Genomic DNA, 12,317 nt, shown 5'->3' on the forward strand with positions numbered 1-12,317 from the left:
GATGTCTGCGGAACTCCCCGCCGCGGCCGACCGGCTGGCGGCGGCCCGCGCCGCCCTCGCCGCCAAGCCGGACGGGGTGATCGAGGCCGTCGCGCGCGAGCACGGCGTGCCGCCCCGCGACGTGCTGGCCATGCTGCCGCCGGGCGAGAGCGTCGGCGCCCCCGCCGAGGCCTTCGAGGCGATCTGGACCGACGTGACGGAGTGGGGGGAAATCCTCTTCATCGTCAACACGCCGGACATCGTGCTCGAATGCCACGGCAGGCTCGTCCCCGGCACCGCCGGCCACGGCTGGTTCAACGTCCACGGCGACAGCCCCATCGGCGGTCACATCAAGGCGTCGAACTGCAGCGAGATCTGCTTCGTTGACCGCGTGTTCCACGGCCGCCGCTCGCTGTCGATCCAGTTCTACAACGCGGCCGGCGAGGCCATGTTCAAGATCTTCGTCCGCCGCGACAAGGAGCGGGCGCTGCTGCCCGACCAGATCGTGAAGTTCGAGGCGCTGAGGGCGAAATACGCCTGAGCGACGCGCGGCCTCGAAGAGAAGAAGGGCGCGGCCTCGGCTGCGCCCTTTGTTGTTTTGCGGAGTGGCTACGAAACGGTCACCCCACCCCGATCTCGCTGATGCTCGATCGACCCTCCCCCTCCAGGGGAGGGTGAATGCCGCCGATGGGGCAGCCGTCATTGACACAGGCGCGTCGGGTGGCGCTCCTTCACCCTCCCCTGGAGGGGGAGGGTCGGCGCCCGAAGGGCGACGGGGTGGGGTGACCAAAAGGATCGATCCCCACCCAAGGCGCCCTGCAACGGCGCCCCGTCAGAAATTGACCTTGTCGCCGCCCTTCAGGCCGAGGATCTCGCGGGCGTCGTCGGGCGTCGCGATCTCCAGGCCCATGCCCTCGATGATCTGGCGCACCTTGGTGACCTGCTCGGCGTTGTTCTTCGCGAGCTTGCCCGGGCCGATCCACAGCGAATCCTCGAGGCCGACGCGCACGTTGCCGCCCATGGCCAGCGACATCGCGGCGATCGGCATCTGGTTGCGCCCGGCACCGAGCACGGACCACTGATACTGGTCGCCGAACAGCCGGTCGGCGGTGCGCTTCATCATCACCACGTCCTCGTAATGGCCGCCGATGCCGCCGAGGATGCCGAACACCGACTGGATGAAGAAGGGCGGCTTGATGATGCCGCGGTCGGCGAAGTGGCGCAGCGTGTAGAGGTGGCCGATGTCGTAGCACTCCACCTCGAAGCGGGTGCCGTTGTTGGCGCAGGTGGTGAGGATGTATTCGATGTCGGCCAGCGTGTTCTTGAACATGCCGGCGCGCGAGCCCTCCAGATAGGGCTTCTCCCAGTCGTATTTGAACTCCTTGTAGCGGTCGAGCATCGGATAGAGGCCAAAGTTCATCGTGCCCATGTTGAGGCTCGCCACCTCCGGCGCGTAATGCGCGGCGGGCTTGACCCGCTCGTCCACCGTCATCGTCTGCGACCCGCCGGTGGTGATGTTGATGGCGACGTTCGAGCGCTGCTTGATCACCTTCAGGAAGGGCGCATAGGCCTCGATCGACTGGTCGGGGCGACCGTCCTTGGGGTCGCGCGCGTGCAGGTGGACGATGGCCGCCCCCGCTTCCGCCGCCGCGATGGCGTTGTCGGCGATCTCCTGCGCCGTGATCGGCAGGTGCTCCGACATGGTCGGCGTATGGATGGAGCCGGTGATGGCGCAGGTGATGATGACTTTCTTCGACTTCGCCATGAGAGGCTCCTTCGTCGGACTGCGGATGGGATGAGGATCAGGCCGGCTTCTTCTTCGCGCCGCGCTTGTGCGCCTTCAAGGCCGCCAATCGGCCGTCGCGCCATTTCGACAGGCGCGCTATGCGTTCGGGGGACTGCTCGCCCGGCCACTCCGCCATGATCGCCGCCTCGTTCTGGGGTGTGAAGACCTTGCGGCCGGTCAGGCGCGTCAGGCTCGGGCCGTAGCGCCGGTTGTAGTCGGGGATGCCGCCGGGGGCGTTGAGCTCGATGGTTTCGAAGGGGCCCATGAAGGACCAGCGCAGACCGAGCCCGTCGCGGATGGTCTTGTCGAGGTCCTCCGGCGAGACGACGCCCGAGCCCACGAGGTCGAAGGCCTCCGCCATCAGCACTGCCTGCAGGCGGTTGAGCACGAAGCCGTCGATCTCCTTCTTCACGGTCACCGCCACCTGGCCGACCTTCTCGTAGATGGCGCGGGCCTTCTCCACGAGCTTGGGGTCGGTCCAGGGCGCCGGGCAGAGCTCGACGATGGGCACGAGGTGAGGGGGGTTCACCGGATGGGCGACGAGCACGCGCGAGCGGTGCTTGAGGTCCTTCGCCCAGAGCGAGGAGAACAGGAACGAGGTGGAGGAGACGACGATGGCCGAGGGCGGGGCGAGGGCGTCGATCTCGCCGTGGATGGCGATCTTCGCCTCCACCGTCTCCGGCCCGTTCTCCTGCACGAAGGCGCAGCCCTTGAGGGCTTCGGCGAGGGTGGTGCAGGCGACGAGGTTTTTCGCCGATCCCTTCGCGTCCTTCACGAGATCGAGGTCGGCGAGTTCCTTCAGGTTCTTCGCGATATGGGCTTTCGCCGCCTCGGCGACGCCGGGGACCGGGTCGTAGAGGGCGGTTCTCCAGCCGTGGCTGCAGAAGACCGTGGCCCAGGCCCGGCCGATCAGGCCCGATCCGACGATGGCGATGGTGGGCATGTCAGGAACCTCGTGTCGTATGGGTCGTCTTGTGCTTCGCGCGTGGATTCGCGTGAGCGTCGGCGGATGTGGCGCTTTCCCCTCCCCCCGCTTGCGGCGGGGAGGGGTCAGGGGTGGGGGGCATGATTGCGCCAGCCCGTGTGTGGCATGCCGCAAGGATCGTCTCGACCGCGCCGTCGATGCTTTCGGCAATGTGCTGGTTGCTCAACCGGACGATTTCGTAACCGCGCGATCTCAAGTCGGCGTCACGCCTCTGATCATTCCGCGCCTGCGCGCCGTATCCATGGTGATCACCGTCGATCTCGATGACCAACTTCAGTCCGTGGCAGGTGAAATCGACGATGTACGGCCCGACCGGCGCCTGCCGCCGCGGATGGAAGCCGGCAATGTCGAACTGCCGGATGGCGTTCCAGATCAGCCGCTCTTGAAAGGTCGCTTCCCGCCTCAGCCGGCGGGCGAGGGGGATCCGGCGATCGCGGCGTCTGTCCATCGCGGGCCCCCACCCCTGACCCCTCCCCGCCGCAAGCGGGGGGAGGGGAATGGAGCCATTCCCGGAGCGCGAGCGCAAGGTCGCGGCGACCGAGACGTTCGAGCGCTTTTCCCCTCCCGCCCGCTTGGCGAGCGGGGAGGGGGCAGGGGTGGGGGGAAGATGTTCTACTGTCCCCGACCGATTTATGCGCCCCCTCACAGCCACAACACCTTGCGCCGCAGCTCCTGGTCCTCGCGCAGGTCCTTCGACGCGCCGTGCCAGGTCACCGCGCCGCGCTCCAGCGCCACGGTGCGGTCCGACAGCGCCAGGGCGAGGTCGAGATGGTGGTCGACGATGATGATCGACACCTCGTGGCGCAGCTTGTCGAAGGCCTCGAAGAGCTCCTCGGTGATGGCCGGCGACAGGCCCTCGAAGGGCTCGTCCAGCAGCAGCAGGCGGGTGTCGCCGACGAGGGCGCGGGCCACCGCCACCATCTGCTGCTCGCCGCCCGACAGGAAGTCGGCGGACGTCGTCCAGCGCTCCTTCAGCCGCGGGAAGAACGCCAGCACCCGGTCCTCGTCCCAGTGGCGGCCGGCGCCGGTCAGGCGCTTCAGGCGGCCGAGCATCAGGTTGTCCTTGACGGAGAGCCCGGCGAAGAGACCGCGGCCCTGCGGTACGTAGCCGACGCCACGCCGCGCCACCTGGTCGGCAGGCAGGCCCGAGAGCCGGTCGCCGGCCAGCGTCACCGTGCCCGAGGCGGGCGGTGCGATGCCCGTGATGGTCTTCAGAACCGTCGACTTGCCCGCGCCGTTCCGGCCAAGCAGGGCGACGATCTCGCCGCCCTTCACGTCGAAGGTCACGTCGTTGAGGATGTGGCTCTTGCCGTAGAAGGTGTTGACCCCGTCGAGGGTCAGCAGCGTCTCGGCCGTCGCCGCCGAGGCCCGCTCCTTCGCCGCCACAGCATGAGCGCCCGAGCCGAGATAGACGGCCTGGACCCGCTCCGAGGACCGGGCCTCCTCGACCGTGCCGTCCACCAGAACCTCGCCGTCGTTCATGACGGTGACGTGGTCGGCGAGCTGGAACACCCGGTCGATGTCGTGCTCGACCAGCAGCACGGGGATGTCGCCGGAGATCGTCTTGACGATGTCGCCGACGCGCTTCCTCTCGGCCGCCGCGAGACCCGCCAGCGGCTCGTCGAGGAGCAGGATGCGCGGCCGTGTCGCCAGCGCCAGCGCCATGTCGACGAGGCGCTGGCCGCCATAGGAGAGCGATCCCGCCTCCGCCTGCTCGATGCCACCGAGGCCGAGATAGCGGATGAGCGTGGCGGTATCCTCGCCGATGCTGGGCAGGGTGCTCGCCTCGGCCCAGACCCCGAACCGGCCGGGATGGCGCGCCTGCACGGCGAGACGCACGTTCTCCTCGATGGTGAGGCCGGGGAAGAGATTGGTGATCTGGAAGGAGCGGCCGACGCCGGCCTGCGTGATCGCCTGGGGGCTGAGGCCGCCGACCTCGCCGCCGTCGAGCGTTACCGTGCCGCGGTCGGGCGGGAACATGCCGGACAGGAGGTTGAAGGCCGTGGTCTTGCCGGCGCCGTTGGGGCCGATCAGGGCATGCAGGGTGCGGTCCCGGACGGTGAAGCCGATGCCGCGCACCGCTCTGATGCCGCCGAAGCTCTTGGCGATGTCGTCGACCACCAGGACCGCGTCGTTGCCGGTCTCGGTCGGCGTCCGCGTCTCGCGGACGAACTGCGGCGGCACGGGACCCACCGCCTCGACGCGTCGCGCCGCCATGGCGGCATCGGTCTCGATGCGCTTGCGGAAGGGCGCGAGGACGCGCTCGGCGACGCCGATGAGGCCGGTGGGCGAAAAGACGATGAAGCCGACGAAGAGCAGGCCGAAGACCAGCAGCCAGCTCGAGGTGAAGAGCGAGAGGTACTCGCGGAACAGCATGAAGAACAGCGCGCCGAGCGCCGGGCCCATGAAGGAGCGCATGCCGCCGATCACCACCATGGCAAGGAGCTCGCCGGAGAACTGGATGGCGATCGGGTCGGCCGAGGTGAAGCGGTGGTGGAAGGCGGAGAGCACGCCGGCAAAGCCCGTCAGGGTGGCCGAGATGGTGAAGGCGATCAGCTTGTAGCGGTCGGTGTCGTAGCCGACGAAGCGGGCACGCACCTCGTTCTCGCGCACCGCCACCAGCACGCTGCCGACGGGTGAACGGTGGAAGCGCTGGAGGAGGAAGACCACGGCGAAGCCGATGGCGGCGACGAGGACGTAGAAGGCCCAGGGGTTGTTGAGATCGGCGATGCCCCAGTGCGGCCTGACGACGCCGCCGAGACCGTTCTCACCGCCGGTGAGCTCGGTCCAGCGGAAGGAAACCGTGTAGGCGACGGCCGTCATGGCGAGGGTGAGGAGCGAGAAATAGACGCCGCGCCGCCTGAGGATCAGCAGGCCGAGCAGGGTGGAGACCACACCGACGAAGAGGATCGAGAACCCCGCCGGCAGCAGCATCTGGCCGGGGAAGAAATGGCGTTGCGCCAGCACCGCCGCATAGGCGCCGATGCCGAAGAAGGCGCCGTGGCCGAAGGAGACGAGGCCGGTATGGCCGACCAGGATGTTCAGCGCCATGGCGGCGATGGCGAAGATCACGACGTCGGTGGCCGAGGTCAGCGTCAGGCCGATCGACAGCATGAAGACCGGCAGGACGACGAGCGCCGCGATGGCCGCGAGGAGGTTGCGGAGGGTCGGGGTCATCGCCTCACTCGAACTTCTGGATGCGCTCGCCGAAGAGGCCGCGCGGCCGCGTCAGCAGCACCAGCACCATCAGCAGGTAGACCGAGGCTTCCGTCGCCGCGGGGTAGAAATGGGCGGCGACGCCGCGGGTCATGCCGACGATGGCGGCGGCCGCCACGACGCCCCAGAAGGAGCCGAGGCCGCCGATCACCACCACGACGAAGGCGAAGGTGATGATCTCCTGGCCCATGGCCGGATGCACGCCGGCGATGGGGGCGATGAGCACGCCGGCGAGCGCCGCGAGGCCGACGCCGATCATCACCACCGCGGTCATGTAGGGCTTCAGCGAGATGCCGAGCGCGCCGACCATGTCCGGGTTCTGCACGCCGGCCCGCACCACCTTGCCGAAGGCCGTTTTCGTCAGGAGGATCCACAGGCCGAGCACGGCCAGCGCCGTGATGCCGAGGGTGACCAGCCGGTAGCGCGAATAGACGAAGTCGCCGAGGAAGACCTGGCCGCGCAGCGCCTGCGGGATGGAAAAGGGGATCGGCGCCGCCCCGTAGAGGATGCGAAGGGTCTGCTCCGCCACCATGGCGAGGCCGAAGGTGAGCAGCAGCCCGAGGATCGGATCGGCGGTGTAGAAGCGCCGGAGCAGGAACCGCTCCACGATCATGCCGATCACCGCCACGATCAGCGGCGAGACGACGAGGGCCCCGCCGAAGCCGATGCGGTCGGCGAGCGTCACCGCGAGATAGGCGCCGATGGCATAGAAGGCGCCATGGGCGAGGTTCACGATGCCGCCGAGCGAGAAGATCATCGACAGCCCGAGGGCGATCATCAGGTAGTAGGACCCGGCGAGCAGGCCGTTGAGGATCTGCGACAGGAGCGGGATCAGGTCAGGCACGGAATCCGTCCAGATTGCGGGATGGCATCGGCGATCGGCATGGCGGGCCTGAAAGGACGCACTGCAGCCATGGAGGGCGACCGGGGCGCCGCGGCGCCCCGGTACCCGGCTCGGCTCAGGCCGAGCGGAACGTGCACTTGTTCTCGTCGTCGGTCGCCGCGATCACCTCGAGGCTCTCGTTGGCGGCCGGAACGGGCGGCGAGGACGAGAAGATGTCGTACTGGTTCTTGATCTGCGCCGCCGGCAGCGCGGTGATCGCGTACATCTCCATCATCATCTGATGGTCCTTGGCGCGGAAATAGCCCTCGCGGGTCTTCAGGAGGTCGAACTTGGCGCCCTTCTCGAAATGCTCGACGATCTTCATCGGATCGGTCGACTTCGTTTCGGTGATCGCCTGCGCCACGACCTTCATCGAGCAATAGTCGCCCCAGGCCTGGTTCTCCGGCATGCGGTTCCACTTCTTCTGGAAGCCGGTGACGAAAGCCTTGGAACCGGGAGTGTCGATGAGGTGATGCCAGACGACAGGCCAGGTGCCGCCGAAATTGCCCTTGCCGGCGCCCCAGGCGAGCGCCGTGTCGAAGCCGAAGCCGGCGACCGGGAAGGTCAGGCCGAACTCGACATACTGCTTGAGGAAGTTGGTGATCTGCGTACCCGCCAGGTTGAGGCAGACCACGTCCGGCCGCGCCTGCCGGATCTTCAGGAGGAAGGGCGAGAAGTCGGCGAGATCGGTCGGGATCAGGTCGTCGCCGGCATGATTGCCGCCGTTCGCTGCCATGTAGCGCTTGGCGACGTTGAGGAGGTCGTGGCCGAAGGCATAGTCCGCCGTCAGCGAGTACCATTTCTTGCCGGTGACCAGGCCGTCGCGGATCAGCGAGCGGCCCACCGCCTTCACGTACATCGAGTTCTGCGCCTCGATGTGGAACATGAACTTCTGGCAGTCCGAGCCGCGCAGCGCGTCCGAATTGGCGCCGGTGTTGATGAACAGCACCTTCTCGCGCTGCACGACCTGGGCGATGGCCAGCGCCGAGGCCGAGGAGATCTCGCCCAGCAGCGCGACGATCTTGTCGCGCTGGACGAGGCGCTCCGCCTTGGCCGAGGCCTGCTGCGGGTTGGGGCTGTCGTCGAGGATGAGTTCGAGCTTGCGACCCATGATGCCGCCGCTCGCATTGATCTCCTCAGCAGCGAGCTGGGCGGCCTGGGCGGCATATTCGCCCAAGGGGCCGAGAAAGCCGGTGCGCGGCGTGATGTGGCCGATCTTGATGGCTTCCGCCTGGGCGTAGCTGATGGCGGGTGCGCCCAGCGTGCCCAGCGCCGTGGCGCCGGCCGTGGCCTTGATGAGGGTGCGGCGTGACAGGCTCGTGTCGAGCGGCATCGGACGTCTCCTTGGCAGTGTTTCCAGGCCCAAATCACCCCAGCGGAGGCGTTGATCGCCCCTCGCGGACGGCAGGCGGTGGCTTGCCGTGATCTGTGATCACAGTTATGGTTTCTCAAACGGCGGAGTTTGTCCAGCCCTCTTGTCAGGCTGCGGGCCGCGCCCCATGGATCACCGGGATGAGTGACGCCGCATGACCGTCGCAGAGGCCCTGACCACCATCGGTCCGCTGGAGCGCGAGACGCTCGGCGACCGTGTCTATGGTCACCTGCGCGAGCTCCTGATGTCCGGCCGCCTGGCGCCCGGCGACAAGCTGTCGCTGCGCGGCACGGCGGAGGCCATGGGTGTCAGCATGATGCCGGTGCGCGAGGCCGTGAGCCGGCTCGTCGCCGACCGCGCGCTCGAGGTCGCCCCGAACCGGGCGGTGCGGGTGCCGATCATGACGGTGGAGCAGTTCCGCGAACTCACCACGGTGCGGATCGAGATCGAGGGCTTCGCGGCAGAGCGCGCCGCCTCGGCGGCCGGCCCGGAGGACATCGCCCGTATCGCGTCGCTGGAAGCGGCCTTCCGCGCCCTCAGCCTCCTCGCCCGGCCCGATCTCGCCGAGGCCGTCAGGCTGAACAAGGACCTGCATTTCTCCATCTACGAGGCGACCGGCCTGCCGACCCTCGCCGAAATCATCGGCGCCCTCTGGCTGAAGGCGGGTCCGGTGCTCAACCTCGACCTCGGCGCCAATCCCGACCGCCTCGCCACCGGCGGGGCCGTCCGCTTCCATGCCGATGCGCTCGCCGCCATCCGCGCCGGGGACGGGCAGGGGGCCCGCGCCGCCATCGCCGCCGACATCCGCAGCGCCGCCGACTTCATCATCGCTCGGGGCGGTCTCGCCGCAGCCTAGAGCCACAGCAGCAGGGAGAGCGAACCATGGATCTCGGCATCAAGGGCCTGCGCGTCCTCGTCACGGCGGGGGCGAACGGCATCGGCCGCGAGGTGGCGCGCGCCTTCGTGGAGGAGGGCGCCCGCGTCCATATCTGCGACGTCGACCGCGAGGCCATCGCCGACCTCGCCCGCACCGACCCCGCCATCACCTCGTCATTCTGCGACGTCGCCGACCGCAAGCAGGTGGCCGACCTCTTCGCCACCACCATCGACCGTCTCGGCGGCCTCGACGTCCTCGTCAACAATGCCGGAATCGCCGGCCCCACGGGACGCGTCGAGGAGATCAATCCGGAGGACTGGGACCGTTGCATCGAGGTTTGCCTCACCAGCCAGTTCAACTGTGCCCGCCTCGCCGTGCCGCATCTGAAGGCGAGCACCAACGCCTCGATCATCAACCTCGCCTCCGTCGCCGGGCGCTTCGGCTTTGCCCTGCGCACGCCCTATGCGGCGGCCAAGTGGGGCGTCGTCGGCTTCACCAAATCGCTCGCCATCGAGCTCGGCGAGTTCGGCATCCGCGTCAACGCCATCCTGCCCGGTCTGGTCGAGGGAGACCGAATCCGCCGCGTGCTGGAGGCCAAGGCGCAGTCGCGCGGCGTCTCGTTCCGCGAGATGGAGGAGCAGGCCGTCGCCTATACCTCGCTGAAGACCTTCGTCACCGCACGCCAGCTCGCCGACCAGATGCTGTTCCTCGCCTCGCCGAAGGGCCAGACCATCTCCGGGCAGGCGCTGTCCATCTGCGGCGACATGCAGATGCTGACGTAAGGGGCGGCGCAGCAACCGACCGCCACCTCCCGCCCTTGGAATCGCGGCCTATCCATGCGAGGCCAGCGGGCGTGACCGTCATCGCCCATGTCTCCGACCTGCACCTGACGCCCGTGCCCTTTCCCATCGGCGAGGGGCTGAAGCCGGCGCTCGGCTGGATCAACTGGGCGCGCAAGCCCGGTGCCCATGACAATGCCATCGGCGAACGAACGCTGGCGGCAATCGCCGCCGCGCGGCCCGATCACGTCGCCCTGACCGGCGACCTGATCGAGCTCGGCCTGGCCTCGGAATATGCCGCCGCCGGTGCCGCCCTCGCGGAGCTCGGGGATCCCGACCGGGTCTCCTGGGCCCCCGGCAACCACGACGTCTATACCCGGCGGGCGGAACAGCGGCTGCAGGCGGTCCTCGGGGACTGGCTGTCGCTACCCGTCGGGGCAGGGGACCTGCGTGCCCGTTTTCCCAGTGTCGCCCTCGCCGGCCGGGCTGCCGTCGTCACCCTCTGCTCGGGCACCCCGACCTGGCTCTTCTCGGCGGAAGGCGAACTCGGGCGCGACCAGCTCGCCCGCCTCGACGCGCTGCTCGACGGCCTCGACCGCACCGCCCATCTTCCCGTCATCGCCGTCCACCACCCGCCCCACGCGCCGGGACTGTCGCGGCTGAAGCGGCTGCGCGACGGCGAGGCGCTGATGGCGCTTCTCGCCCGCCACGGCTGCCCGCTCGTCCTCCATGGTCACCTTCATCGCGCCTGCGACACCGTCTGGACGGGCGGCGCCCGGACCATCAGCCTCGCTGGCGCGCCCTCCGCCTCCGCGGCCGGACGTCACGGCGACGACCCCGCCGGCTTCACCCTCGTCCATGTCGACGCCGATCTCGGCTTCCGGCTGGAGCGCCGGACACTCCCCTGATTTCGCAACGGCCCCCTGCAACAAGCCGGTTGGAATCCGCCCCGCTTGGTGCTCTTGATGTCGGCCCCCCGCCGCCCGCCCAACACGGTTGAGACCCATGAACGCTCCCCTCGCGGCCTCGCAGATCGATCCCGCCCTGCTGGAGGGCCTGCGCGCCCTCCTCGGCGCCCGCGTCTCGACCTCCGAATCGGATCGCGCCCAGCACGGCCGCGACGAGTCGCGCCACGCCGCCCGCCTGCCGGATGCGGTCTGCCGCGCCATGTCGACCGAAGAGGTCGCGGCCATCGTCAAGCTCTGCGCCGCCCACGACACGCCCATCGTCGCCTATGGCGCGGGGTCGTCGCTGGAGGGGGCCCTGATCCCGTTGAAGGGCGGCGTCTCCCTCGACCTCACCAGCATGAATCAGATCCTCAGCGTCCGGGCCGAAGACCTTGATGCGACGGTGCAAGCCGGCGTGACGCGCAAGCAGCTCAACGCCCATCTGCGCGACACCGGCCTGTTCTTCCCCGTCGATCCCGGTGCCGACGCCACCATCGGCGGCATGGCCGCGACCCGCGCCTCCGGCACCAACGCGGTGCGCTACGGCACCATGCGGGAGAACGTCGTCAACCTCACCGTCGTGCTCTCCGACGGCCGCGTCATCCGCACCCGCTCGCGCGCCAAGAAGTCCTCCGCCGGCTACGACCTCACCGGCCTCTTCGTCGGCCAGGAGGGCACCCTCGGCATCATCACCGAGGTGACGGTCAGGCTCTACGGCATTCCCGAGGTCATGGCCGCGGCGACCTGCTCCTTCCCCACGGTGGAGGCGGCGGTCGACACCGTCATCCAGACGATCCAGATGGGCATTCCCATCTCGCGCGTCGAACTCCTCGACGACCGCGCCATTGAGGCGGTCAACGCCTATTCCAAGCTTACCCTGCCGGTGACGCCGACCCTCTTCTTCGAATTCGCCGGCAGCCAGTCCGGCGTCGAGGAACAGGCCGCCATCGTCGAGGAACTCGCCAAGGGGGAGGGCGCCAGCAACTGGCGCTGGTCCACCGATGCCGACGAGCGCTCGAAGCTCTGGCAGGCCCGCCACGACATCCACTGGGCCATCCGCGCCCTGCGTCCCGGCGCCAAGGGCTGGGGCACCGACGTCTGTGTGCCGATCTCGGCGCTGGCCGAGGTCATCCGCGAGGTGCGCAAGGAAACCTCGCAGCAGAGCTTCGGCACCACCCTCGTCGGCCATGTCGGCGACGGCAATTTCCACCTTGGCATGCAGATCGACCCGGACGATCCGGCCGAATGGGCCAAGGCCAACGAAATCAACGACCGCATGGTCAAACACGCCATCCGCCTCGGCGGCACCTGCACCGGCGAGCACGGCGTCGGCATCGGCAAGATGAAGTTCATGCGCGAGGAGCACGGCGAGGCGCTCGACGTGATGCATCTGATCAAGAATGCCCTCGATCCCAAGGGCATCTTCAATCCCGGCAAGGTGCTGCCGGCCTGATCATCGGGAGCAGGCCGGAATAAATCGGACTCCGCCGTGG

Annotated in this window: 11 protein-coding genes; 5 read left to right on the forward strand and 6 right to left on the reverse strand. The window is 68.6% G+C overall.

The window, feature by feature from the left end:
* Window position 1 precedes the first annotated feature (1 nt).
* Complete coding sequence (gene hutX, locus C6569_RS05040) at window positions 2-520, forward strand: heme utilization cystosolic carrier protein HutX (protein ID WP_106747808.1); 519 nt, start codon at window positions 2-4, stop codon at window positions 518-520.
* Between the two features lie 291 nt (window positions 521-811).
* Here hutX and kce read toward each other — a convergent pair whose 3' ends face one another.
* The 6 genes from kce to C6569_RS05070 all read right to left on the reverse strand — a co-directional run bounded on the left by kce (window position 812) and on the right by C6569_RS05070 (window position 8,182).
* A complete protein-coding gene (gene kce / locus C6569_RS05045) occupies window positions 812-1,744 on the reverse strand; it encodes a 3,5-dioxohexanoate:acetyl-CoA acetone transferase (protein WP_106747809.1) in 933 nt (310 codons plus the stop codon).
* 37 nt (window positions 1,745-1,781) lie between these two features.
* Window positions 1,782-2,708 (reverse strand): 3-hydroxyacyl-CoA dehydrogenase, encoded by a 927-nt coding sequence (locus C6569_RS05050; protein WP_106747810.1) that lies wholly within the window; start codon window positions 2,706-2,708, stop codon window positions 1,782-1,784.
* Between the two features lies 1 nt (window position 2,709).
* Complete coding sequence (locus C6569_RS05055; RefSeq protein WP_106747811.1) at window positions 2,710-3,198, reverse strand: endonuclease domain-containing protein; 489 nt, start codon at window positions 3,196-3,198, stop codon at window positions 2,710-2,712.
* A gap of 194 nt (window positions 3,199-3,392) precedes the next feature.
* Entirely contained in the window at window positions 3,393-5,927 is a 2,535-nt protein-coding gene (locus C6569_RS05060; RefSeq protein WP_106747812.1) for a branched-chain amino acid ABC transporter ATP-binding protein/permease, read from the reverse strand.
* Window positions 5,928-5,931: 4 nt separating this feature from the next.
* Complete coding sequence (locus C6569_RS05065; protein ID WP_106747813.1) at window positions 5,932-6,810, reverse strand: branched-chain amino acid ABC transporter permease; 879 nt, start codon at window positions 6,808-6,810, stop codon at window positions 5,932-5,934.
* Between the two features lie 115 nt (window positions 6,811-6,925).
* The gene (locus C6569_RS05070) at window positions 6,926-8,182 is read right to left on the reverse strand and encodes an ABC transporter substrate-binding protein (RefSeq protein WP_106747814.1); all 1,257 of its coding nucleotides are present in this window, start codon (window positions 8,180-8,182) and stop codon (window positions 6,926-6,928) included.
* Between the two features lie 193 nt (window positions 8,183-8,375).
* Here C6569_RS05070 and C6569_RS05075 point away from each other — a divergent pair, with 193 nt between their 5' ends.
* From C6569_RS05075 to C6569_RS05090, 4 genes are all read left to right on the forward strand, one after another.
* A complete protein-coding gene (locus tag C6569_RS05075; RefSeq protein WP_106747815.1) occupies window positions 8,376-9,077 on the forward strand; it encodes a GntR family transcriptional regulator in 702 nt (233 codons plus the stop codon).
* Between the two features lie 26 nt (window positions 9,078-9,103).
* On the forward strand, window positions 9,104-9,880 hold the full coding sequence (locus C6569_RS05080; RefSeq protein WP_106747816.1) for an SDR family oxidoreductase: 777 nt from the start codon (window positions 9,104-9,106) through the stop codon (window positions 9,878-9,880).
* Window positions 9,881-9,951: 71 nt separating this feature from the next.
* The gene (locus C6569_RS21665; protein WP_181313914.1) at window positions 9,952-10,785 is read left to right on the forward strand and encodes a metallophosphoesterase family protein; all 834 of its coding nucleotides are present in this window, start codon (window positions 9,952-9,954) and stop codon (window positions 10,783-10,785) included.
* Between the two features lie 97 nt (window positions 10,786-10,882).
* Window positions 10,883-12,277 carry an FAD-binding oxidoreductase gene (locus C6569_RS05090; protein WP_106747817.1) on the forward strand — a complete coding sequence of 465 codons (1,395 nt, stop codon included), beginning with the start codon at window positions 10,883-10,885 and terminating at the stop codon, window positions 12,275-12,277.
* Window positions 12,278-12,317: the final 40 nt, after the last annotated feature.

Source organism: Phreatobacter cathodiphilus, assembly GCF_003008515.1.
Lineage (GTDB): Bacteria > Pseudomonadota > Alphaproteobacteria > Rhizobiales > Phreatobacteraceae > Phreatobacter > Phreatobacter cathodiphilus.

What these genes read in the sequence shown, in the direction of transcription:
- hutX (WP_106747808.1), top strand. Translation starts at nt 2, where the DNA reads ATGTCTGCGGAACTCCCCGCCGCGGCCGACCGGCTGGCGGCGGCCCGC.
- kce (WP_106747809.1), bottom strand. Translation starts at nt 1,744, where the DNA reads ATGGCGAAGTCGAAGAAAGTCATCATCACCTGCGCCATCACCGGCTCC.
- C6569_RS05050 (WP_106747810.1), bottom strand. Translation starts at nt 2,708, where the DNA reads ATGCCCACCATCGCCATCGTCGGATCGGGCCTGATCGGCCGGGCCTGG.
- C6569_RS05055 (WP_106747811.1), bottom strand. Translation starts at nt 3,198, where the DNA reads ATGGACAGACGCCGCGATCGCCGGATCCCCCTCGCCCGCCGGCTGAGG.
- C6569_RS05060 (WP_106747812.1), bottom strand. Translation starts at nt 5,927, where the DNA reads ATGACCCCGACCCTCCGCAACCTCCTCGCGGCCATCGCGGCGCTCGTC.
- C6569_RS05070 (WP_106747814.1), bottom strand. Translation starts at nt 8,182, where the DNA reads ATGCCGCTCGACACGAGCCTGTCACGCCGCACCCTCATCAAGGCCACG.
- C6569_RS05075 (WP_106747815.1), top strand. Translation starts at nt 8,376, where the DNA reads ATGACCGTCGCAGAGGCCCTGACCACCATCGGTCCGCTGGAGCGCGAG.
- C6569_RS05080 (WP_106747816.1), top strand. Translation starts at nt 9,104, where the DNA reads ATGGATCTCGGCATCAAGGGCCTGCGCGTCCTCGTCACGGCGGGGGCG.
- C6569_RS05090 (WP_106747817.1), top strand. Translation starts at nt 10,883, where the DNA reads ATGAACGCTCCCCTCGCGGCCTCGCAGATCGATCCCGCCCTGCTGGAG.